Origin of the sequence: Streptomyces bathyalis (assembly GCF_015910445.1) — a bacterium.
Classification (GTDB): Bacteria; Actinomycetota; Actinomycetes; order Streptomycetales; family Streptomycetaceae; genus Streptomyces; species Streptomyces bathyalis.
Window position 1 is genome coordinate 5,130,636 of the sequence record NZ_CP048882.1, and the last position, 22,423, is coordinate 5,153,058.

General features: G+C 71.0%; 20 protein-coding genes and 1 tRNA gene. 7 read left to right on the top strand and 14 right to left on the bottom strand.

Annotated features, from left to right (window positions below; genetic code table 11):
- Positions 1–71: 71 nt before the first annotated feature.
- The 4 genes from ehuA to ehuB are packed head-to-tail and all read right to left on the bottom strand — an operon-like array spanning position 72 to position 3,208.
- Positions 72–887 carry an ectoine/hydroxyectoine ABC transporter ATP-binding protein EhuA gene (ehuA, locus tag G4Z16_RS22330; RefSeq protein ID WP_197352467.1) on the bottom strand — a complete coding sequence of 272 codons (816 nt, stop codon included), beginning with the start codon at positions 885–887 and terminating at the stop codon, positions 72–74.
- Positions 877–1,527, bottom strand: a complete 651-nt coding sequence (gene ehuD, locus G4Z16_RS22335) for an ectoine/hydroxyectoine ABC transporter permease subunit EhuD (protein WP_197352468.1) — start codon at positions 1,525–1,527, stop codon at positions 877–879. Before ehuD ends, ehuA begins: the two co-directional genes overlap by 11 nt.
- Positions 1,524–2,276, bottom strand: coding sequence for an ectoine/hydroxyectoine ABC transporter permease subunit EhuC (gene ehuC, locus G4Z16_RS22340; RefSeq protein WP_197352469.1), 753 nt, complete (start codon positions 2,274–2,276; stop codon positions 1,524–1,526). The genes ehuD and ehuC overlap by 4 nt, the downstream gene beginning before the upstream one ends.
- Positions 2,273–3,208, bottom strand: a complete 936-nt coding sequence (gene ehuB / locus G4Z16_RS22345; RefSeq protein ID WP_197352470.1) for an ectoine/hydroxyectoine ABC transporter substrate-binding protein EhuB — start codon at positions 3,206–3,208, stop codon at positions 2,273–2,275. Before ehuB ends, ehuC begins: the two co-directional genes overlap by 4 nt.
- 129 nt (positions 3,209–3,337) lie before the next feature.
- Between ehuB and G4Z16_RS22350 the strand changes: the two genes are divergently transcribed.
- The gene (locus tag G4Z16_RS22350) at positions 3,338–3,859 is read left to right on the top strand and encodes a DUF3830 family protein (protein WP_197352471.1); all 522 of its coding nucleotides are present in this window, start codon (positions 3,338–3,340) and stop codon (positions 3,857–3,859) included.
- A 13-nt stretch (positions 3,860–3,872) separates the two neighbouring features.
- Here G4Z16_RS22350 and G4Z16_RS22355 read toward each other — a convergent pair whose 3' ends face one another.
- Together G4Z16_RS22355 and G4Z16_RS22360 are read right to left on the bottom strand one after the other, a co-directional pair.
- Entirely contained in the window at positions 3,873–5,285 is a 1,413-nt protein-coding gene (locus G4Z16_RS22355) for an amidase (RefSeq protein WP_197352472.1), read from the bottom strand.
- A gap of 167 nt (positions 5,286–5,452) precedes the next feature.
- The gene (locus G4Z16_RS22360; RefSeq protein ID WP_197352473.1) at positions 5,453–6,418 is read right to left on the bottom strand and encodes a D-2-hydroxyacid dehydrogenase; all 966 of its coding nucleotides are present in this window, start codon (positions 6,416–6,418) and stop codon (positions 5,453–5,455) included.
- Positions 6,419–6,635: 217 nt separating this feature from the next.
- Between G4Z16_RS22360 and G4Z16_RS22365 the strand changes: the two genes are divergently transcribed.
- From G4Z16_RS22365 to G4Z16_RS32975, 4 genes are all read left to right on the top strand, one after another.
- The gene (locus G4Z16_RS22365; protein WP_197352474.1) at positions 6,636–7,616 is read left to right on the top strand and encodes a maleate cis-trans isomerase family protein; all 981 of its coding nucleotides are present in this window, start codon (positions 6,636–6,638) and stop codon (positions 7,614–7,616) included.
- Positions 7,617–7,971: 355 nt separating this feature from the next.
- Positions 7,972–8,715, top strand: coding sequence for a maleate cis-trans isomerase family protein (locus G4Z16_RS22370; protein WP_197352475.1), 744 nt, complete (start codon positions 7,972–7,974; stop codon positions 8,713–8,715).
- Between the two features lie 206 nt (positions 8,716–8,921).
- Positions 8,922–9,974, top strand: coding sequence for an LLM class flavin-dependent oxidoreductase (locus tag G4Z16_RS22375; RefSeq protein WP_246531347.1), 1,053 nt, complete (start codon positions 8,922–8,924; stop codon positions 9,972–9,974).
- A gap of 76 nt (positions 9,975–10,050) precedes the next feature.
- On the top strand, positions 10,051–10,185 hold the full coding sequence (locus G4Z16_RS32975) for a hypothetical protein (protein WP_281393820.1): 135 nt from the start codon (positions 10,051–10,053) through the stop codon (positions 10,183–10,185).
- Here the strand turns inward: G4Z16_RS32975 and G4Z16_RS22380 are convergent.
- Complete coding sequence (locus G4Z16_RS22380) at positions 10,182–12,038, bottom strand: putative bifunctional diguanylate cyclase/phosphodiesterase (protein WP_281393709.1); 1,857 nt, start codon at positions 12,036–12,038, stop codon at positions 10,182–10,184. The two genes, G4Z16_RS32975 and G4Z16_RS22380, sit on opposite strands and share 4 nt — an antisense overlap.
- A 392-nt stretch (positions 12,039–12,430) precedes the next feature.
- On the opposite strand from G4Z16_RS22380, the gene G4Z16_RS22385 reads away from it, so the two are divergent.
- Positions 12,431–13,651, top strand: coding sequence for a M6 family metalloprotease domain-containing protein (locus G4Z16_RS22385; RefSeq protein WP_197352478.1), 1,221 nt, complete (start codon positions 12,431–12,433; stop codon positions 13,649–13,651).
- 204 nt (positions 13,652–13,855) lie between these two features.
- Here G4Z16_RS22385 and G4Z16_RS22390 read toward each other — a convergent pair.
- The 6 genes from G4Z16_RS22390 to G4Z16_RS22415 form a co-directional block, all read right to left on the bottom strand.
- A tRNA-Lys gene (locus G4Z16_RS22390) sits at positions 13,856–13,929 on the bottom strand.
- Positions 13,920–14,714, bottom strand: a complete 795-nt coding sequence (locus G4Z16_RS22395; RefSeq protein ID WP_246530998.1) for a hypothetical protein — start codon at positions 14,712–14,714, stop codon at positions 13,920–13,922. Before G4Z16_RS22395 ends, G4Z16_RS22390 begins: the two co-directional genes overlap by 10 nt.
- A gap of 200 nt (positions 14,715–14,914) precedes the next feature.
- Positions 14,915–15,277 (bottom strand): hypothetical protein, encoded by a 363-nt coding sequence (locus G4Z16_RS22400; protein ID WP_028436229.1) that lies wholly within the window; start codon positions 15,275–15,277, stop codon positions 14,915–14,917.
- A gap of 133 nt (positions 15,278–15,410) precedes the next feature.
- The gene (locus G4Z16_RS22405; protein ID WP_197352479.1) at positions 15,411–16,814 is read right to left on the bottom strand and encodes an AAA family ATPase; all 1,404 of its coding nucleotides are present in this window, start codon (positions 16,812–16,814) and stop codon (positions 15,411–15,413) included.
- The gene (locus G4Z16_RS22410) at positions 16,811–18,466 is read right to left on the bottom strand and encodes a hypothetical protein (protein ID WP_197352480.1); all 1,656 of its coding nucleotides are present in this window, start codon (positions 18,464–18,466) and stop codon (positions 16,811–16,813) included. Before G4Z16_RS22410 ends, G4Z16_RS22405 begins: the two co-directional genes overlap by 4 nt.
- A gap of 49 nt (positions 18,467–18,515) precedes the next feature.
- Positions 18,516–19,733, bottom strand: a complete 1,218-nt coding sequence (locus G4Z16_RS22415; RefSeq protein WP_197352481.1) for a hypothetical protein — start codon at positions 19,731–19,733, stop codon at positions 18,516–18,518.
- A 247-nt stretch (positions 19,734–19,980) separates the two neighbouring features.
- Between G4Z16_RS22415 and G4Z16_RS22420 the strand changes: the two genes are divergently transcribed.
- Positions 19,981–20,577, top strand: a complete 597-nt coding sequence (locus G4Z16_RS22420; RefSeq protein ID WP_197352482.1) for a histidine phosphatase family protein — start codon at positions 19,981–19,983, stop codon at positions 20,575–20,577.
- Positions 20,578–20,703: 126 nt separating this feature from the next.
- Here the strand turns inward: G4Z16_RS22420 and G4Z16_RS22425 are convergent, their stop codons facing one another.
- On the bottom strand, positions 20,704–22,281 hold the full coding sequence (locus G4Z16_RS22425) for an NsdA family TPR-like regulatory protein (protein ID WP_197352483.1): 1,578 nt from the start codon (positions 22,279–22,281) through the stop codon (positions 20,704–20,706).
- Positions 22,282–22,423 lie beyond the last annotated feature (142 nt).

Here is a 22,423-nt window from a genome sequence, read left to right on the forward strand (position 1 = left end):
CGCACACGCGCGAGGGCCGCACCCGGCATCCGGGTGCGGCCCCCGCATCGGATCGGCAGGGCCCTGGCGCCTTACAGCACGGCGCTCAGGAACTCCCTGGTGCGCTCGTGCTCCGGCTCGCTGAAGATCTTGTCCGGCGCACCCGACTCGATGACCCGGCCCGCGTCGAACATCAGCACGTCGTCGGAAATGTCGCGGGCGAAGTTCATCTCGTGCGTGACACACAGCATGGTGATGTCCGTGGTGTGCGCGATGTCCCGGAGGACGTCGAGCACACCCGCCACCAGCTCCGGGTCGAGCGCCGAGGTGACCTCGTCCAGCAGCAGGACCTGCGGACGCATCGCCAGCGCGCGTGCGATGGCCACGCGCTGCTGCTGACCACCGGAGAGCTGGCTCGGGTACTTGTCGATCTGGTCGGTCAGACCGACGAGTTCGAGCAGCTCGCGGGCGCGCTGCTCCGCCTCGTCACCGGACAGGCCCAGCACGTGGACGGGCGCCTCGGTGATGTTCCGCAGCACCTTCATGTTGGGGAAGAGGTTGAACTGCTGGAACACCATGCCGATGTTCTTGCGCACCTCGCGGGAGTGGCGCTCGCCCGCGGGCACCAGCTTCCCGTCCTTCTCCTCGTGCGTGAGGTACTCGCCGGCGACCTTGATCGTGCCTTCCTCCGGCTTCACCAGGGTCATCAGCAGCCGCAGGATCGTGGTCTTCCCGGATCCCGACGGGCCGATGAGAGTGACGTGCTTGCCGGAGGCGACGTCGAAACACAGGTTGTCGAGTACGACGTTGCTGCCGAACCGCTTGGTGACGTCCTTGAACTGGATCAGTTCACTGCCGTCGACGGCCGGATTCTTGGTTTCCTTCGAAGTGCTGCTCTCAGTGGACAAGTCGACGCTCCAGGGCTCTCATCAGCAGGGATGCCGGGTATGCGATCAGAATGAAGACGATGCCGATGACCGTGATCGGCTCGGTCGGCTGGAAGGTCTCGGCACTGAACTGACGGGCCTGGCCCAGCATTTCGAGTGCACCGATGGTCGCGATCATCGGTGAGTCCTTCAGCATCGCGATGACGTAGTTGCCCAGTGCGGGCACCACGCGTCGGATCGCCTGCGGGAGGATCACCGCACTCCAGGTGCGGGTGCGCGGCAGGCTGAGTGCCGTGCACGCTTCCCACTGCCCGACGGGCACGCCGTCGATGCCGGCGCGGTATACCTCCGCCGTGTACGTCGAGTAGTGCAGCCCGAGGCCGATCACGCCCGTCACCAGTGCGGAGAAGGTGATGTTCCACTCGGGCAGTACGAAGTAGAGGAAGAACAGCTGCACCAGCAGCGGGGTGTTGCGGATGAACTCCGTGACGGCCGTGACGGGCCAGCTCACGATCTTCAGGGTCGACCGCTGGGCGAGCGCCCAGACCAGACCCAGGGCGAAGGCGATGAGGGATCCCAGCACCAGCGCTTGGAGCGTGAGCAGCACGCCGTCCCACAGGCGCGGCATGAAATCGCCGACTGCGGACCAGTCCCAAGTCATGAGGCACCTCCGGCGGTGGGAACGTCACGGGAGGCGTCGGCCTGACGCGGCACGCTGGCCCGGCGGCGTGCGCCCAGGCTCTTCTCGGGCGGAGCCTGGCCGATACCCGCCTTGGCATGGCGCTCCAGCACGCGCATGCCACGGGTGAGGACGAAGGCGAGTACGAAGTACATCACCAGGATGATCGTATAGACGGGCGCACTCTGCCCGGTCGCGTTGCGCACCAGCGAGGCACCGAAGGTGATGTCCGCGACACCCATGATCGACACCAGGGCGGTGCCCTTGAGCAGTTCGATCAGCAGGTTGTTGGCGGGCGGGATCATCTCGGGCCACGCCTGCGGCAGCACGATCTTGGTGAGCCGCTGCCAGGGGCTGAAGCTCAGCGCGATGCCCGCCTCCTGCTGCGCCGGGGCCACGGCCGCGAGCGCGCCGCGCACGATCTCCGATCCGTACGCGCCGTAGGACAGGCCGAGTGCCAGGACCGCCGCCCACATGGGGACGAGCTGCCAGCCGAAGGCGACCGGGAGCACGAAGAAGATCCAGAACATCAGCACCAGCGCCGAGGTTCCGCGGAAGATCTCCATGTACGTACCGGAGAGGAAGCGCACGAAGCGCAGCCGGTGGGTGCGGCCCACACCGACCACGAAGGCCACGGTGGCGCCGAGCAGGGCGCTGAAGACCGTCAGCTGGACCGTCAGCCAGACGCCCTTCAGCAGCAGCTCCCACAGACCCGCGGTAAGGTCCGTCATTTGCACCGCTCCTTCGCGGTCTTGGTCGTCATCTCCCGCTCGACGAACCCGAAGGGCTTCATGATGCGGAAGAGTTCGCCGCTCTTCTTCATCTTGTGGAGCTCCTCGTTGAAGGCGTCGCGGAGATTGCTCTCGCTCTTGCGGAAGGCGAAGGCGCCGGTTCCCAGGTCGGGCTTGCCGTCCAGCGTGGGCACGAAGTCATCGGTGTACTCCGTCTTGCCGCTCTTGGACTGCTTCACGACGTTGCGCACCGTGATCGCGGTGCCCGCGAAGACGTCCGCGCGACCGCCCTGGACCTCCAGCAGACCGGCGAGCTGGTCGGGGAGCAGCTTGATGTCGCCCTCCTTGACCCCGGCGTCCTTCGCGTAGTCGATCTCCGCGTAGCCCACGCCGGTGGCCATCTTGGCGCCCTTGTCGGCGATGTCCTTGTAGCTGTGCAGGCCCTTGGGGTTGCCCTTGCGAACGATGAACGCGTCCCGCATCTCGTACTCGGGGTCGGCGAAGATCACTTGCTGGCACCGCTCCGGGTTGATGTACATGCCGGCAGCGACCACGTCGAACTGCTGGGAGTTGAGACCCGGGATGAGCGAGTTGAACTCGGTCGGCAGAGGCTGCACGTTGTCGATGCCGAGCCGTCCGAAGATGACCCGCGCGATGGCAGGGGAGGAACCGGTCAGCTCACCGTTGGTGTCGATGTAGCTGTAGGGCTGCTCGCCCGCGATGCCCAGCCTGACCGTGCCCTGCGCCTTCAGTCTCTCCAGCAGATCGCCCCCGTCCCCGGTTCGGGCGCTGGACACACGGCTGCAGGCCGTGGTGGCACCCAGCGTTCCGAGCGCCGTCAGCGATGCCGCACCTGCGAGCATCGAGCGGCGTCCCAGACTTCTGCCGGCTTTCCCGGCATTTCCGGTGTTTTTGCCTGGTGGTGGAGCCATGGGCGCGCAGCTACCCAGGCCCCTGGAAGATATGCGGATCGTTTTCAGCCCTTGACCTGCTCGTTGTGGGCTTGACCGCTGCGCCACCATTGACACGTACGAATCACCACTGCGCGACGCGGAGGCACGATGGCCGAGCGGTTCATTGAAGTGTCGTTGGACAAGCGGGGAGTGAGCTGCACAGCGAAGCTGCTCGACGACCGCGCCCCGATCACCTGCGAAGCCGTGTGGAACGCGCTGCCCCTGGGGGGCGACGTCTACCACGCGAAGTACGCCCGCAACGAGATCTACGCACTGATCCCGCCGTTCGCTCCGGAGGAACCGCCGCTGGAGAACCCGACGATCACGCCCATTCCGGGTGATCTCTGCTATTTCACCTTCACCGACACGCAGTTGAGCACCGCGTCGTACGGCTACGAGGCGGCGGCCGAGAAGCAGGGAGGCCAGGCCGCCCACGCCACCCGGTCCACCGTCATCGACCTCGCGCTCTTCTACGAGCGCAACAATCTCCTCATCAACGGCGACGCCGGCTGGGTGCCCGGCATCGTCTGGGGTGCGGTCGTCGAGGGCCTCGACGCGATGGCCGAGGCCTGCCAGGACCTGTGGCGGGCCGGCGCTCTCGGCGAGACCCTCAACTTCCGCCGGGTCTGACCACTCAGGCCCGTCAGGCGCTGCCGGCCAGGGCGGGGGCCGGCACATCCGCGGCCCCCGCCTCGTACAGCGCGTGCGAGGCCCGCAGCACCAGATCGTCCCGGTGGCGTGCGGCCACGATCTGAACGCCCATCGGCAGCCCGTCGCCGTCCAGCCCGCAGGGCAGCGAAGCGGCGGGCTGCTGCGTCATGTTGAAGGGGTAGGTGAACGGCGTCCACTCCGTCCACCGCCGGTAGCTGGAACCCTCCGGCACCTCCAGGCCGGCCCCGAACGCGGTGCCGGGCGTGGTCGGCGTGACGAGCACGTCGTACTTCTCGTGGAAGACGCCCATCCGCTTGCCGAGCGCCATGCGGACGTCGACGGCGGCCAGGTAGTCCAGGGCGCTGCGCGAGGCCCCGTCCTCGGCGATCTCCCGGAGCGCGGGGTCCATCTTCTCGCGCTGCTCGTCGGTGAAGTACTGGGTCACGCGGGCCGCGCCCGCGAACCACAGGGAGTGGAAGGCCTCGATCGGGTCCTCGAACCCGGGGTCGGTCTCCTCGACGTGGGCGCCCAGTTCCTCCAGCCGCTCGACGGAGCGGCGCACCCCGGCGGCGACAGCCGGATCGACCTCGACCCGTCCGCCGAAGTCCGGCGAGTACGCGACGCGCATCCCGCGCACGCCCTTCTTCACCGCTTCGCGGAAGCTGCCGTGCGGCGGTGCCAGCTGGGACCAGTCGCGGGCGTCGGGCTGCGAGATCACATCCATCAGCAGCGCGGTGTCCGCCGCGTCCCGGGTCATCGGGCCGACGTGCGCGAGCGTGCCGAAGGCGCTCGCGGGATAGATCGGCACCCTGCCGTAGGTCGGCTTGAGGGCGAAGATCCCGCAGAAGGCGGCAGGAATGCGCACCGATCCGCCCGCGTCGGTGCCAAGGGTCAGCGGCCCGGCGCCGAGTGCCACGGCTGCGGAGCCGCCGCCGCTGGAGCCGCCCGCCGTTCGGGAGGTGTCGTAGGGGTTCCTGGTGATGCCGTGCCGCGGGCTGTCCGTCACGCCCTTCCAGCCGAACTCCGGCGTGGTCGTCTTGCCGATGAACACCGCGCCGGCGTCGCGCATGCGGGCCACGGACGGCGCGTCCTCCTCCCAGGGGCCGTCGGTGGAGGAGGACCAGGAGCCGCGGAGGGTCGGCTTCCCGCGCAGCAGCAGGATGTCCTTCACCGTCACCGGGACACCGTCGAGCGGGCCCTGCGGTTCGCCGCGGCTCCAGCGCTCGGCCGACTCGCGTGCCTGCGCGAGGGCGTCGTCACCGTCGATGCGGACGAAGGCGTTCACGTGGGGCTGCACCTTCTCGGCCTGTTCGAGCGCGGCACGCGTCGCCTCGATCGGGGAGAAGTCTCCGTTGCTGTACCCGGCGACGAGCCGTCCGGCGGTGAGGCTGCTGAGATCCGACATGGGAGCCTTTCGAGTCGAGCGAGTCCGGCCAGGGCCGAGGGGACGGGAGACCGGCGGCGGCTGCCGCACGCGGGCGCGCGGGCGGCAGCGGAGGCCGTCGGACGGATGGGGGAGAAGCGCCACCGGGCGCGGTACCGGCGTGGCAGGCCGGTCCGCGCCGCGCGGGATCAGGTCGAGGGAACGTAACCGAGGCTCTTGTCGACGACGTTCAGCAGGGGCTCCCCGGCCTCCCAGCGGTCGAAGTTGTCGAGGAACTGTTCGGCGAGGTCGTCCCGCCATCCGATCGTGTCGCCGCTCATGTGCGGCGAGATCAGCAGCCCCGGCACCTCCCACAGCCCGCTGTTCTCGGGAAGAGGCTCCTCGGCGAAGACGTCGAGGGCCGCACCGGCGAGCCGGTTGCTGCCGAGCGCCTCCACCAGGTCGTCCTCGATCACGTGCTGACCGCGGCCGACGTTGATGAAGTGCGCGTCGGGCCTCATCCGGGCGAAGGCGTTCGCGTCGAAGAGGCCGCGCGTGCCCTCCGTCAGCGGTGCGACGCACACGACCCAGTCGGCCTGGCCGAGCAGTTCGCCGAGCGCCGCGTTGCCGTGGACACGTCCGAAATCGGGGTCTTCGGACCGTTCGGTGCGCCCGACGAGGTCCACGGAGACCCCGAGTCCCTTCAGCGTCCGGCCGATAGTTCTGCCAATTGGCCCGGAGCCGACCACAACGGCCCGGGATCCGCCGACCCTTTTCGTCTCCCGGTGCTTCCACCGACGTTGCCGTTGCAATTCCCAGCTGCCCCGGAAATCTTTGGCCATGGCTAGAACCAGCCCTGCCACGTATTCGGCAATGGGTTGGTCAAAGACTCCTCTGGCGTTCGTGACGAGCGTCTCAGGAGAGGCCGCCAGCTCCGGCAGCAGACGGTCGACTCCGGCGCTCGGTGTGTGCACCCAGCGGGGGCGCCGCCCGGACCCCGGCCACGCGTGCCGGACCGCGTCCGACAGGAAGTCCCACACGAGCAGCACGTCGGCCGTCGGCAGCTTCTCCACCAGGCTTTTCTCGTCCGCGTGCTCGACGCGGGCACGCCCGGCGAGACGGTCGAGCCGGGGCAATGGATCATCATCGAGGACAAGGAGGACGGGCTCGGTCATCGGCAGGAAACCACTTCGAAACGAGGGGGCGGTTGACTGGGCGGGACGGCTCAACTCGGCCGCGGGAAGCTGGCGCACATGCGAGGATTGACCACGGTAGGTAGCGCGAACTACCGTCGTCAATGAAGGCATCTGTCCCGGCGTTCCGGCTAATGACCGGCTTTCTTTTCTTCCCTTTCTGGCCATAGGCCACCCCTCCGTTCTTTGGGGCTCACCCATGGATGTCTCCTTCCTCGGCGGACCGCAGCCACAGCGCGGTGTCGGAATCGTCGCTCCCTTCGACTTCGCACTCGATCGGGAGCTGTGGCGTTGGGTGCCGGACGATGTGTCATTGCACCTCACACGCACCCCTTTTGTGCCCGTCGAGGTGAGCCTCGATCAGGCTCGCCTCGTCAGTGAGCACCAGACGCTTCGCGAGGGCGTTCAGGCCCTGTGCGCGGTCGCTCCCGAAGTGGTGGCCTACGCGTGCACATCCGGCAGCTTCGTCGGCGGCGCCGCCGGTGAGCTGTCCATGACCGCGGCCATGGAGGAGGCCGGCGAGATCCCCTCGCTGACCACTTCCGGTGCGCTGCTCGCCGCGCTCCGGGAGATCGGGGCGATGCGTGTGGCCGTCGTCACCCCTTATACGAAGTCGGTCACCGACTCGCTGGAGGACTTCCTCGGCGAGGCCGGGATCGCGGTCACAGGACGCAGCTATCTCGGGCTGACCGGGGAGATCTGGCGCGTGCCCTACCGGGACGTCGTGGACATGGCGCGCGACGCCGTCGCCGGTGACGCTCCTGACGCCCTCTTCATCAGCTGTACCAACCTGCCGACGTACGACGTCATCCCGCAGCTCGAGGCGGAACTGCGCATGCCGGTGCTCTCCGCGAACCAGGTCACGGTCTGGGACGCGCTCCGCCGCATCGGGAAGGAAGCGGTGGGTCCGTACCAGGCGCTGCTCGACCCGGTGGCACGGCGTGGGCCCGCGGCGATGGCAGCCTCACCGACGCTGCCGGTCAGCAGGCCCGAGGAGCCGGCCGAGCCGGTCGTCGAGTTCGTCGAACCGGCTGCCGAGCCGACGGTCCTCCCGGTCGAGCCGGAGGCGGCGCTGGCGGGTGCGGGCACCGAGAGCGGCGAACCCCTGGAGGGATACGACCAGGGCTTCGCCTCCGGCTACACGGACGAATGGGGCGGCGGCAACCAGCCGCCGGTGTGACCCCCGGCCGTGTGAGATGAGACACCCCGCCCCAGGGCGGGGCGCCCCCCGGAAGAACAGGCGCCGGACAGGGAGTCCGGCGCCCATCCGTGCCGGCGGCCCCCCCTCGTACGTCCGTGTGCGAACTCGCGCGCGTCCGTACGACCGGGAAGGTGCGCCACACTCGGCAGCAGTCCCCCAGCTGACGCTGGGAGGTGCCCCCACCCAGCTGACGATGGGAGGGCCGGACATGCGCGACGAGGCAGTCCGCATGCGGGAGTCCGCACGCGGATCAGTCACCAGAACCCCCGGACCGGGCAGGCAACGCCACCGGTCCCGGGTATCCGATCATCCAGCGACGCTTCAGGAGGAGCAGATGGCGAACGCGGCGGCGCAGTCGCAGGCGGTGGGATTCCTCTACCCGGGCTTCTCGGCCGAGGACGACTACCCGCGGCTCGAGCGGATCCTCTCGGACGCCGGCACCGACGTCCGGCTGCCGCTTGTCCACACCGACATCGGCGAGGACGCGCACCGGGCCGACGCCCTGCTGGAGATGGGCTCGGCGAAGCGGCTCGCCGCGAAGGTCGAGGAGGTCAAGCAGCGCGACATCCAGGCCGTCGTCTGGGCGTGCACCAGCGCCAGCTTCGTCTTCGGCTGGGACGGCGCGCACGAGCAGGTGCGCGAGCTGTCCGCCACCGCCGGGCTGCCCGCCTCCAGCACCTCCTTCGCGTTCGCTCACGCCGTACGGGCCCTGGGCGCGGAGCGCGTAGCGATCGCCGCGACCTACCCGGAAGATGTCGGCGAGCTCTTCACCGCCTTCCTGAAGGCGGCGGGCACCGAGGTCGTCTCCATGCGCGGCAGCGGCATCATCACCGCCGCGGAGGTCGGCACCTGGGGCCAGGAAGAGGTGCTCGCGCTCGCCCGCGGCGGCGACCACCAGGACGCACAGGCCGTGCTGCTCCCCGACACCGCACTGCACACCGCGGCGTGGATCGAGGACATCGAGGACGCGCTGGGCAAGCCGGTCCTCACAGCGAACCAGGTCACCGTCTGGGAGGGCCTGCGGCTGCTGGACCTCTCGGTGCGCTGCCCGGCGCTGGGCACGCTCTTCACGGCCTGACGCGCGCGACCCGGTCGCCGCGCTGGAGCGGGAGGCCCGGGGAAGAGATGAGTGCCGCCCGCCGTTGACCACAGCTGGACGTACATGACACCAGCGAGCGGAGGGCGGCACCCGTGCACGAGGGCAACGCCACAGGCAGCGCGGCAGGAACCGGCACAGGAACCGGCACAGGCACCGGGTCCGGTGACGGCAGCGGCGGTGACGGCATACGCGGCGAGGCGAGGGGCACGGCCCCCGTACCGCTGTCGGTCCTGGACCTCGTGAACGTCGGCACCGGACTCACCTCCGGCGACGCGCTGCGAGCCACTGTCGAGACCGCGCGTCTCGCCGAGCGGCGCGGCTTCACGCGGTACTGGGTCGCCGAGCATCACTCCATGCCCGGCGTCGCCAGCTCCTCGCCGGCCGTGATCCTCTCGCATCTCGCCGCCCGCACCGACCGCATCCGGCTCGGATCGGGCGGCGTGATGCTGCCAAACCACGCGCCACTCGTCATCGCCGAGCAGTTCGGCACCCTGGAGGCGCTCGCCCCGGGACGCATCGACCTCGGCCTCGGGCGCGCCCCCGGCACAGACGGGGCGACGGCCGCCGCGCTGCGCCGCACCGACGCCCTCCATGAGGGCGCGGACGAATTCCCGCAGCAGCTCGCGGAGTTGATCCGCTTCCTCGACGACGGCTTCCCCGAGGGTCACCGCTACTCCCGCATCCACGCGGTGCCCGGGCCGGTGCAGGGCGAGGTGACGCGTCCGCCGGTCTGGCTGCTGGGTTCGTCCGGGTTCAGCGCCGAACTGGCCGGCCGGCTGGGGCTGCCGTTCGCTTTCGCGCACCACTTCTCGGCCCGCAACACCCTGCCCGCGCTGGACCTCTACCGCGAGACCTTCACACCCTCGGCCGTGCTGGACGAGCCGTACGCGCTCATCGGCGCAGCCGCCCTGGCGGCGGACGACGAGGCCGAAGCCCGCCGCCAGGTGCTCACCGGCGCCCTCGCCATGCTGCGGCTGCGCACGGGCAGGCCCGGCCTCGTACCGTCACCGGAGGAGGCCGAGGCGTACGACTTCGGCGCGGGGGAGCGCGACTTCGTGGAGAGCTGGCTGGCCAACGTCACGTACGGAACTCCCGACGCCGTACGCGAAGGGCTCGACGCCCTCGTCAAGCGCACCGGTGCCGACGAGTTGATGCTCACGGCCAACGTCCACACGCCCTCGGCACGGGTCCGCTCCTACGAACTCGTCGCGGACGCCTACGAGTTGCCCTTGCCCTGACATCCGGCGCGGGCCCGGCTGCCTGCCACCGGAAAGGAGCGGCGGAGACCGGTCGCCCTTGATTTGCATGGGCGTCATGCGGCGGCTGGCACTGGTCGGCGGGGCGGGCGGGCTCACGATGATCGGCCTCGGTGTCACCGTCGCCGCGACGGGACGCAAGGACTGGAGCCGGGCGAACGGCCCGCCGTGCGCGGAGCCTGCGGCGGGCTAGCGGAGCAGTGCCCCGATGCAGTGGGCCGGCATGGGCTTGGCGTAGTGCCAGCCCTGCCCGGTGTCGCAGCCGATGCGGCGGAGCCGGTCCGCCTGTGAGGGGTTCTCGACGCACTCGGCGGTCACCGTCAGGCCGAGCTGGTGCGCGAGCCGTACCAGCGCCGTGACGATCGTCTCGTCCGCCGGATTGGGATGCCGCGCCGCGCGGAAGCCCCGTACGAAGCTGCCGTCCAGCTTCAGCACGCGCACCGGGAGCCGACTGAGATACGCCAGGTTCGAATAGCCGGTGCCGAAGTCGTCGATCGCGATGCGGACGCCCATCTCGCTCAGGGCGTGCAGGGCCTGCAGGGGACGCCCCGCGGAGCCCATCACGGCGGACTCCGTCAGCTCCAACTGGAGCAGAGACGAAGGCAGTCCGGTCTCCTCCAGCACGCGGCGCACGTCCGCGACGAGGTCGGAGTCCCACACCTGCCGCACGGCCACGTTCACGCTGACGTATGCCGGAGGGCCCGGGTGGGCGAGCATCCACTTCCTCGCCTGGCGGCACGATTCCTCAAGGACCCAGCGGCCCAGCGGTACGACGGCGCCGTTCTCCTCGGCGAGACCGATGAAACGGTTCGGTCCGAGCTTGCCGAACTGCGGATGCTGCCAGCGCACCAGCGCCTCGACGCCTACCAACCGGTCGTCGTCGAGGCCGACGATCGGCTGGTAGTCCAGTACGAACTCGCGCCGCTCCACCGCGCCGCGCAGCGCGGACGAGAGTGCCTGACGGGTCATCCGGTGGGCGTTGCGCTCGGGGTCGAAGAGCGTCCAGCGCGCCTTTCCGTCGGCCTTCGCCCAGTACAGCGTCGTGTCGGCGTCCTGCATCAGCTGCGTCGGGTCGGTGCCCTCCGCCTCGCGTTCCACGACGCCGATGCTGGCGGAGACGGTGAGCCGCTGGCCGCCCAGGTCGAAGGGCTGCTGAAGGGCCTTCAGGGTGGCCTTGGCCAGGGTGGTCAGCTGTTCCGTGCCGGTCGAGCCGTCCACGAGCAGCGCGAATTCGTCACCGCCCAGCCGTGCCGCGAGGTGCCGCTGACCGCCGTCCTCCGCGCACTGGATGAGCCGGCGGGCGACCGCGTCGAGCAGTTCGTCCCCGACCCGGTGCCCCATGGTGTCGTTGACGGCCTTGAACCCGTCGAGGTCGAGATAGCAGATGCCGACGCGGCCGGTGGCGGTGTCGGAGAGGGCCGTCGCCAGACGCTCGAAGAAGAGGGTGCGGTTGGGAAGGCGCGTCACCGGATCGTGCATCTCGAGATGGCGGAGACGGTCGCGCAGCTCGCGCTGTTCGGTGACGTCGGCCACCGACAGCAGCGTCTCGCCGTCGTGCTCGGTGGGCATGAGCGAGATCTCCGCCCAGAAGGTGTGCCCGTCCGGGTTCTTCAGACGCCGCGTGCAGTTCACACCGGACGTCTCCCACGTGGTCGCGGTGCGCGGGACGGCGGCTCCGGGGGCCGTGCCCGGAGCGACCTGGTGCGGCCGGGCCGCCACGCCGAGCCCGTTGCGGATCACGCTTCCGTCCAGCCCCAGCGAGGGGAGGTCCGTGAGGGAGGTGGAGACGAGCGAATCCGGCGCGGCGCCCAGCAGTGTGCCGAGGGCGTCGTTGGCACTGACGACCCTGCCGTCGCTGTCGACGATGGCCATCGCGAGGCGCGCGGCGTTGAAGGCGGCCCGGAAGTCGCTCTCCCGTTTCCGGCCCCGCCACTCCGACCGTCCGTGCCATCCACCCCGGACGCGGCCACGCTGCGTGATTTTCTGCGGTGAAGTCCCGGTGCTCTCGCCGGAGTTCCTGCCCGGTCCTTCGATGGGTCCGTTCACCAATCGCTCCCGCCGGGGGGCTCGTCGCGTGCGAATCGGCCGGGCGGTCGGCCCGAGATGCTGCGTGGCGATCCGCGCTGGAAATGTGCCGATCATAGAGGTTCGGGCGTGAGCGGAGCCAGCAACCACGGCGTCCCACCGGGGCGTTGGTGCGCGTGGGACGTAAGAGTGAACGCGAGGGTGACCGTTCCGGCATGAGTGCGAGAACGGGGTCGTCCGCGTAAGGCAGCGCATCACACACAGTAGCCATATTGCCGCTCACGCGCATGGTCTAACGGAACAGGACTTAGCGGACATTCCGGGCAACGGTTGAAGGGTCCTTACTCCCGTCCCAGTGAGGTCCACACGTGGCGCGTTCGACCAAGCACGGCTCCCGGAGACCCTCCTCCGTGATGTCCGGATGGCGCCGCGCGGCAGCGGTCCTCGTGGCGCTCATGGCCTTCGTCGGCATGGGCCTCTTCGCCGGACCGATCACCGCCGTCGCCGTCGCCGCACCGTGCGCCCTGCCGCGGACCGGCGCCCACCACTCCATGGGGGTGGACAGCTGGGACCCGGCCTATCCGCGGCCCCGGCACCGCATAGACGCCGCCATGCTCTTCCTGTCCTTCCCCGACTCCCGGCCGCAGACCACGCCGCGGGAGCTGACCGCCGACCACTTCCCGGCCACGTCCGACTTCTACAAACGCGCCTCGTACGGCAAGTTCCGGCTCCACACCACGGCCGGCAAGCGCTGGATCCGCATGCCCTCCAGCTCCCGCTCGTACGGGATAAGGCGTGACTGGAACGAGCGGCAGCGCACGGACTACCTGCGGGACGCTGTCGCCGCGGCGGACCCGAGCGTCGACTTCAGCCGGTACGACCTGGTCTACCTCGTGGCCGACCCGGACGCGCGGGGCGTCGACTCGGACGCGACGAAGGTCGTGAACTTCGAGACCCCCATCGAGGCCGACGGCACCGAGCTGCGCCGGCTCGTCACGGTCTTCGAGCAGAGCCCGCCCGACCGCCACGTCCTGGCACACGAGACCGGCCACGCCTTCGACCTGCCGGACCTGTACCAGCGTCCGGCCTCCAACCTGGCCGACTGGGACACCTACGTGGGGGACTGGGACCTCATGGGAAGCCAGTTCGGGCTCGCTCCCGATCTCTTCGCCTGGGAGAAGTGGAAGCTCGGCTGGCTCACCCGGCGCAACGTCAGCTGCGTGCCGTCCGAAGCCGGGGCCAGTACGCACAACCTGCGCTCGCTCGGCGCGGCCCCGCTGGGCAGCCGTGGGGACCGGAGGCTGGCCGTCGCACGCACGGGCCGGTACGAGGCGCTGGCGATAGAGGCCCGCGACTCCGAGGGCAACGACCGGGGGCTGTGCGCGGAGGGCGTGCTCCTGTACTGGGTCCGCAGCGACCGCGCCTCCACGTACGGACCCGTGAAGGTCGTGGACGGGCACCCCGGCACCCATGGCTGCTCCGACGGCTCGGTCTACCCGTCCCTCGCGGACGCGCCGCTGGGCGAGGGTGAGAGCTACACGACCGACCGCGGCGGCGGGGTGCGGGTGGAGGTCACCGGACGCACGTCGGACGGCGGCTGGCGGGTGAAGGTGACCCGCAAGGACGGGGCGTAGCGGAGTGCGAGCCACGCTGGGAACCGCCGGCTCTGAAGGGCGATGAGCCGCGAATGATCTTCGTCCTCGCCGAATGCTCTTTGTCCTCGCCCTGGCAAGGGGGGTGCGGGCGGCGAAGCCCCCGCTCCGCGAGGCGCAGCCGGGCAAGAACGACGAGGGCGAAGCCGTTCGCACTTTCCGCGATCGGCTTCGCCCTCGTCCTCGTGCGCCGCCAGGGACTCGAACCCCGGACCCGCTGATTAAGAGTCAGCTGCTCTAACCAACTGAGCTAGCGGCGCCTGGTGACGTCATAGACCCTAGCATCACGGTCCGCTGTTCCGGAAATCGGTTCTTCGACGCTCGCGGGGCTCCGACCTGCGCGTACGGGCGTCTGGAGGCGCTGCCGTGGACGGCGCCGGCGGGGGCGGACGCAGGCTCGCAGCAGCACTTCCGGGCCGGGCAGCCAGGGGTGGCGGACGTCGGGCGCGACGAGCCAGCGGGACTGGCCGGCCTTACGCGCGTGAGCGCCCACGGGTGTGTGCCCATCCTCGTGCTCGGGCTGGTGTTCACAGTGCAGGGCGGGGATGGTCACGGAGTCGCCCAAGCCCAGGCAGAGCAGGGAGGGGAACGTTTCCGCAGGCGATCCGCCGGCCCATCGGCCCCCTGTGCGCCACTCTCCCCAGCTGAGCAGGGCCGCCAGCCGCTGAGCCGTACCCGGGGCGGCGAAGAGGAGGAGGCGCCCACGGTGGACGGCCACCGGTCCGCTCCCCGGTCCGCTGGACCACAGCTGCTCCAGGATCAGCCGGCCGGTCAGCGGTGCCGCACTCACCCCGTCGAAGGCCGTGCCGCACGGGAGGACGCTGGGTGAGCCGGGCCGGTGCAGCCACAGGGCGTGGACGCTGGCCGGGAGCGTGCAGGCGGAGGCGAGCCAGTCGGCACCGGCCTGTGTGACGCAGGAAGCGCCCGGCGTGGCGGTGCAGGTCGTGCTGTGCGGCGCCGGGTCGGAGGCGAGCTCGAAGATGTCGGGGATGCCGACGGGGTGGGGATGCGGGGGTGTGGTGGTTCCCCGCTGCCAGTCACTCATGAGGAACAGATGTACCGGACATGAGGTTCTGTTTTTGAACTTTGAATAGAAAATCGGACAAGCGGGGGCGGGCTGCAGTATTGTGCACGCCCTGCATATGCCTGATGACTTGGCGCTGTCACCGCGTCGGAACGCAAGCCGCTTTCAGGACGTTCTCGCGCCCCGCGTCTTGCCGGAATCCATGTCGCGGCCTCCGCGCGCTACTGCGGTCCGCGGTCCTCGAGGAGCTCCCGGCCGAACTCGATCATCTTCCGCGCGTAGTCCTCCGACCAGTCGCCGCGTTCGGCCACGGCCGCGTCGGAGAGACGGTCGAAGCGCTTGGGGTCGGCGAGCTGCGCCGCCGCCATCGCCTGGAACTCCACTGCGCGGTCGGCCGCGGCACGGAAGGCCAGTGCCAGCTCGGTCGAGCGCTCCAGCAGTTCACGGGGGTCCGTGATCGTGTCCAGGTCGAAGAACTGCTCTGAGTCCTCCTTGCTGTCCGAGGGCTCGAAGAGCAGCGGTGCGGGTCGGCGGAAGCGCGGAGTGCCACCGCGCGGGTCCGGAGCCGAATGCGGCTCGGGCATGTGCCTACCTCCATGTGTCGTGGCCGCGACCATTGTCCCGCTTCGACGGCCCCTTGTGCAGGTCGGCGGCCACACGGCTGCGGAGCACGGCGTCCGCCCGCGGGCTCCGGCGCACGCGCGGCTCGCCCCGGGCTCACTCCCGCCAGCGCACGGTGTGCGCCGACAGATGCGCGAGCACGGCGTGGTTGGCCTCCCAGCCGTCGGGGAACTTCACGGAGACTCCGAGCTGGACGGGCTCGGTGCCGGGGTGATCGTCGAGCAGTTCCGGGACGCCCGCGCGGCAGACGACGACGCACGCGTGCCGGTGCCGTGAGGTCAGCACGCACAGCCGGCCGGTCTCCAGATGGAACGCCGTCGCGTCGGGGCGGCCGGAGAGCGGGTGGAGCACCACCGTCACGTCGAACTCCCGGCCCTGCAGCCGGTTCGCCGTGTCGACGGTGACGTCTCTGGCGCGCAGCTCGGCCGGCAGGCCGAGCCCGGCCAGCGCGGACCGTACCGCCGCGGCCTGGTCGCGGTGCGCCGTGCCGACCGCGATCCGGTCGGCGGTGAGCGGGACCGGCCCCGGCGAGCGTTCGTCAGAGCTGCTGCCGTCGCGGGTGAGCAGGCGGCCGACGACCTGGGCCACGGCGGCGACGGCCTCGGGGTCCGTACGCGGTGTCAGCCGTGCGGGCAGTTCCAGCAGACCCCAGCCCGAGCCGGCCGCCTCGTCGATCACCCTGTCCGCCGCGCAGTCGCCCGCCGGCGTCCCGAGGACGAGCCGCCTGTCGCCGGGCCCGCTGCCGCTGCGGAAGGGCGTGTACGGATAGAAGGCGTCCGAGACCAGCGGCGCGGCCGAGGCGGGCAGCCGCCACGAGACCGGCAGCCGGTGCTGCGGCAGATCGGGATTGTGGGACAGCAGGGTGGTCACCGCGCTCGCCGACGGATCGTGAGTGAGGCCCGCCCACTGCTCGGCGCCCACCTGGCTGAACGGGTCGAGCTGGCCCGGATCGCCGACGAACAGAGCCCTCTCGAAGAGCCCGGCCACGGCCAGCAGCGCGTCGGAGCGCATCTGGTACGCCTCGTCCACGATCGCGTGGGCCCACGGCTCCTCGCCCTCGCCCCGCTTCACCCAGGCCCATTTCGCGGCGGTGGACAGGACGACGGGCAGTGCGGCGAGATCGGCGATCTTCGCGGAGGTGACGACGTTCGGGTGCTCGTCCAGCGCGGGATCGTACGGGCGGGTCTCGCTGCTGTGCAGCCGTCCGACGGGGAGCTCGGGGTCGGCGGTGGCCAGCCGCCCGGTGAGGTCGTCGACCTGGGCGTTGGTCTGAGCGATCACGATCAACGGCCGCCCGGCCGCGGCGAGTTCACGCGCGGCACGTACGACCAGAGTCGACTTCCCCGCGCCGGGCGGCGAGTCCACGACGACGCCCCGGTGGGAGCCGTGCAGCGTGTCGTGGAGGATCGCCGCGGTGGCGAGGGACGCGGCCTCGCCGGGATCGGTCTCACCGGAGGGCGCCGCGGTCGTGGCCGCGGAGGGGTGAGGGGGCGCGCTCACAGCAGGTCCTCACTGGTGACGGGGTCGGGTTCGGGGTGCTGCGGGTGGGAGGCCGCGGCTCCGGCGGGTGCCGAAGCGCCGGCGGGCCCCGCCGAGACGGGTTCGGCGGGCGGCCCGCCGTGCGTCCACGGTGTGTCCTCCACCTCGGGCAGCCCGGGACCGCCGCGCGGCGCGTGCTCGAAGAGCGTCCAGCACAGCCGCTCGCCCTCCTCCGGCACCGTTCCGGGAGCGGGCTCCTTGCCGCGCCCCATGCCTCCGGTCAGCCGCAGCGTCACCAGGCCGGGCTCGCGGTCGTCCTTCCGTACGAACTCGGCGCTCTGCCGGGCGCCTTCGTCCATCACGCGGTGTGCCTTGACGCCGTCGCCGAGATGCGGACGGTCCTGCGTTCTCACCGTGACAAGCGGGCGCGGCATGGCCCGTTTGCCTTCCGAGTACGCCATCTCCACCGAGACGACCTCACCCGCGAACGCCTCGCCCGAGAACCGCCGTTCGGCCATGACGAGGGGATCGTCGAGCGCCTCCTGCGCCTCCAGCCGGGCCTGTTCGCGCTCGCGCTGTGCGAGCTTGGCGGCAGCGGTCACGGCGTCGTCCCGCCGCGGCTGCGGCGGTTCCCCAGCGCGCACCCGGTCGCGGTGCGCGGTGTAGGACCAGCGGTCGCGCTTGAAGCGCTCCGCCACGTGCTCGCCCTCCGGCAGCGTCCGCAGCAGATCGATGCCGCGCCACACGGCGTCCCACGCGGGTCGCAGCTGGGAGGCGATCAGCTCGCGCACCTCGTCCTCCGCGCCGGGGACGCCCGCGTCGAAGCGGTCGATCGCGGGGGACAGCAGCCTGTTGTCGAACGCGGGGTCGGTGGCCGGGCCCGCGGGCGGACACAGCAACTGCCCCGAACCGTCCCGCTGGACCTCCGCCCGGAGCGCCGCCTCGCCGCCCTTCAGACCGTCCGGCGGGTCGATCCACGCCAGCAGTGCACCCAGGTGCTGGTCCTCCAACGCGCTCTGGCCGGTGGCCCAGTGCCGCGCCAGCAGCTCGGTCATGGACACCAGCAGTGAGGAGCCGGGGACACGGGCGCGTTCGCCGTACAGAGTCAGCCAGCGGCCGAGCAGCGGCACACGCGGAGGGACGAAGTACTGCGCCCGGGCCTGTGGTTGCTGCCCTTGCTGCGAGTCGGGAGGGAGGCCGGCGGACCCTCCGTCCGGGTCCTCTTCGGCGGTGCGCCGGAAGCGCATGGAGCGCCCCAGCAGCCGTACGAAGTCGGCGCCGGGGCCGTTGGGGACGACCAACTGCGGTGCGTCCGCGCACAGTTCGACCTGGACCGGCACCTTCTTGCCGGTTTCCGGGTCCGTCTCCTTGCGCTCCTCCCACTCGATGTCGTCCTGTGCCGATTCCAGGTGCGGCAGCACGGCGGCGGCGAGGCCGGCAAGGAAGGCGAAGCGCAGATCGCGGTCGCGGGGCTGCGGCACGACCAGCAGTTCCGGGGTCTCGCGGTCGGCGCCGACCATGGCTCCGAGCGGCGCTCCCGCCTCGCCCGCCGTGGTCAACGGGACGAGGACCAGGGGCCGTTCCGCCAGGTGCCGGTGGCGCACGGTCGTCCTGGGCTGTGCACGTCCGGCCGCGGCGGCCTCCATACGGGCGAGCGCGGACATCAACGACACGGTGGCTCCCCGCAGTTGCGGAGCCCCGTGGCGCTGGTCGAGGCGGCGTTCAGCACGGCGCGCCTCCCAGCGCCTCGGCGCGCAGCCGCGCCGCCCGGCGCAGGGCGGCCGCCGCGGGCTCCTCCGCGTACGTACCGCCTTCGGCGCCGGCGCCGGAGTCGGAGCCCGGGCCGCTTCCTTCCAGGTCCACGCTGGGATCGCCTCCCTCGGGTGGCCGTTCGCCGGCTGCCGAGAGCACGGCGTCGATCGTCGTGAAGCCGCCCAGCTCACCCCGCACCGACCGGCCCAGCGACTCCACCGCACCGGCCGCACGCGCGCGGTCGCGGCAGTGGAACGCCAGCTCGCACGTGGAGAGGCATTCGGGGGCGTACGCCGCGGCCACCGACTCGACGGCGGCGGCCAGTTCGGGCACGGGCCGGGAAGGGTCGAAGACCGTGCCGTCGGGAAGCGCTGCGGCGATCTCCTCGAGCCGGGTGAGACGGGCCAGTTGGCGCCGCGTCGTGGCGACCTGCTTGCGGATGTCCACGCCGTGCGCCGTCGGGAGGTTGGAGAAGTCCTTCGGGCACACCAGCAGAGCGTGCTCGCGAACCGCTCCCTCCACGCCGGGCTCCCCGAGGGCGAGTGCGTAGACGGCGGCCTGACGGGCGGCGGCTCCGACCTTCGCGGCATCCGCCGAACCGTCCAGGATCGGGAAGGACTTGATCTCGACGACCGTGTGGCTGCCGTCCGGATGGACGGCGATCGCGTCCGGTTCGAGGTAGGCCGTCGAACCGGCGACTTCGAGCGCCAGCATCGGGTGGAAGAGCAGGGCCCATCCGCCGTCGGCGTCGTCCGTGGCCTCGCCGGTCTCCCCGGCCTGCGGCCGCTCAAGTGCCAGGCGGGTACGGGCAGTACGGCCCGCCGGGCCGTCCGCGGACAGGTCGGGGAGGGCGACCGTGCCCGGCTCGGGCGGCGTCTCGCCCGTGCTGGCACACAGCAGCCGTATCAGCTCCGCGCCGCCGTCCGACTTGACCCTCGCCTCGAAGGAATTGCCTCGGGCGAAGGCGAACTGGGACTGGCCGAAGGGCGCCGGCGCCCCCAACGCGCGGGCCACAGCGGCCTTGTCGACCCCCGCACCGTCCAGCAGTGCCCGCCTCCGGCAGCCCGGGTTCGCGGCGAGGGCGGCCAGGGCGCGGGCGTCCATCGGGCGCGGCGGGACGTCGGGGCCGCCGCGCAGCTCGGCGAGACGCCGTCGCAGCGCGCCGGCGCTGCCGTGTGAGTGGGTCATCGGCGCACCCTCGCGGAAGACTGCATTACCTGCGGAAGTGTGGCATCCGGAACCGACAGACGCCGCACCGGCGCCCGCGCGCCTGTCCCGCTCCGCGGCGACGGCAGGGGTGAACATGGGGCGAGAACGGCAGAGATGACCGAATGCCGGGCAGTGGCAGTCAGCAGGCAGGCAGCTGCCGGACGACGGCAGCCGAGTGCCACGGTCATGGTCTGCCACCACCCTCCGACGGCTGAAGAGGTTCTCCATGGCAGCGCGCATCCTGCTCGTACGGCACGGCCGGACAGAGTGGTCCACGACCGGACAGCACACCAGCCGCACCGACGTCCCGTTGCTCGAATCGGGCCGCGACGACGCCCGGCTCCTGGGCGAACGGCTCAAGAGCGAGCCGTGGAACGGCCTCCCCGGAGCCGAGGTGCGCACCAGCCCGCTCTCCCGCGCCCGTGAGACGTGCGACATCGCCGGCTTCGGCGACCGTGCCACCGAGTGGGACGCACTGCGGGAGTGGGACTACGGCGCGTACGAAGGACTGACGACGAAGCAGATCCGCGAGGACACGGGCACCGACTGGTACATCTGGCGGGACGGAGTCGTCGACGGCGAGACCAAGAGCGAGGTCGCCGCGCGTGCCGACGGCATCGTCGAGTGGGCGCGGTCGGCGGACCGCGATGTGCTCGTCTTCGCGCACGGCCACATCCTGCGCGTGCTGGGGGCGCGCTGGCTCGGGCAGGAGACCCCGTTCGGGGGATGCCTGTCCCTCTCGCCGGCCTCCTTCTCGGTGCTCGGCTGGGCCTACGGCAAGCCGGCGATCAGCCGCTGGAACGACACGGGACATCTGGACTGAGCGGCGCGCGGACCCTTCGTGGAGCATGCGTGCCGGCCCTGTCAGTGCCTGTGCCGCTGCTGACAGGCCCGGGTCAGACCCCTGTCAGGCGCTGCCAGGCCTGCCATCAGGCTCTCTCCGGTGCTGTCAGGCCGTTCGCGGCCGGGGCGCGGCGCGGCGCTGCTGCGTCAGGAACGCGTCGACTGTGCTGTCCCCCGCGTACGGGTTCAGCCTCCGGGCCGCCGTGCCGAGCATCCCGCGGATGCGTGAGGACTGCACGGGCCCCAGCAGTGCGAGCGCCTTCGTGCCCGCGTCGGCGGCCTCCTCCGGTCGGTTCAACGCGGCCAGGTCGCCCGCCAGTTCGGCCGTGAAAAGGGCCCTGTTGCGCACGAAGTGCGGGTCCTGCAGAGCCACGGCGCGCCGGGCGTGCGCGGCCGCGCGCTCCCACTCGTGCAGCGCCGACCAGCACTGCGCCTCCAGGCCAGCCAGTTCGGCCTCGCCGAAGAAACTCATCCACGCCGGGTCGGGGTCGGAACGGCCGCACTCGAAGAGGGTGTGCGCCCTGCTCAGCGCCTCCTGGCAGGCGGTACGGTCGCCGAGCCCCGCCCAGCCGCCCGCCTCGCGCAGGTTGAGCAGCGACAACAGCCGTGCCGATCCCAGGTGTTTGGCTGCCTGCTGTCCGGCCTGTGCCGCCCGTACGGCCTCGCGCGGGCGTCCGGCGTCGCGGGCGAGGAAGGCCGTGTTGCAGAAGGCGTGGGCCTCCAGCGCCGGGTCGCCGGCGACGCGGGCGGTGGCGAGCGCCTCGGCGTAGTGCGAGCGGGCGTCGCCGAAGCGCTCGGAGTCGTGGGCCAGCCAGCCCACGGAGATGGCGAGTTCACCCGCACCGCTGTGCAGGCGGTCGGTGACGGACTGACGGCTGGGGGTGCCCGAGTCGAGGAGTTCGTACGCACTGCGCAGCGAGTCGCCGGCGCGCTGGTAGAGGGCGTCGGCGCCGTGCCGGTCGTCCAGCAGACGGATGCGCCGCACCGCGTGTTCCAGCGCCTCCGCCTCGGTCTCGCCGATGCGCCGGTGGGCGTGTGCGGACGGGACGTGGCGGTTCGCTGCCGTGGCCTCGCCGCTCAGCGGCGGCATGGCGGTCAGGGCGGCTGCCGGGCCGCCGATCATGAACGCGCGACGTAGCACGTCGCTCTCCTCGTGAATCTCGGAACAGTCTGAACAGATAGTGCAGGTCAGGGAGTTGAGGCCGGACGCCGTCAAGGCGGCGGTGTCGTCCACGGCCGAGCCGCTGGCACTGCTGGGGTAAATGCGGTTAATGGGATTACTGAGAATGCTGGGGTTGCTGCTGTGATGACCGATGAGCGTACGGGATTCCGGCTGACGCGGCGTCAGGTATGTCGGCGATTTGTCACCTCCGTAAGCCTGTTGCGGAGAACGGGCCGTGCGGCCCCGTACGGCCTCACGGGCGGAGAAGCCCATGTCGGTGAGCGTGCGACCTGGGAACATGTGCAGGAAGACCCGCTCGTAGGCGTAGTTGGGGCAGCGGATCTCGCCGGCCTCCACCCGTCCGATGTAGCGGGCGTCGCAGGCGACATGCTCACCGATCTCGCGTGCGGCACGGCGCACGGCGGCAGCGAACTCGGCAGGCGACCGCGCGCCGCGCAGCTGCCGGAAAGCGATGTTGGGCGCGCGGTGCGGACCCTGCGACGCGGAAGAGGACGACGCCATGGCCGGACGGTACCGGCTGTGACAGGTTCGGCACGCAGAGTTCCGCTACAAAACGGATATCTCACCCATCATCTGCCATGAAGTGCCATCCTTTGTGGCGTGGTCTGCCGTAGCCGTTGACGGTCACGGGCGTTGAACTCTG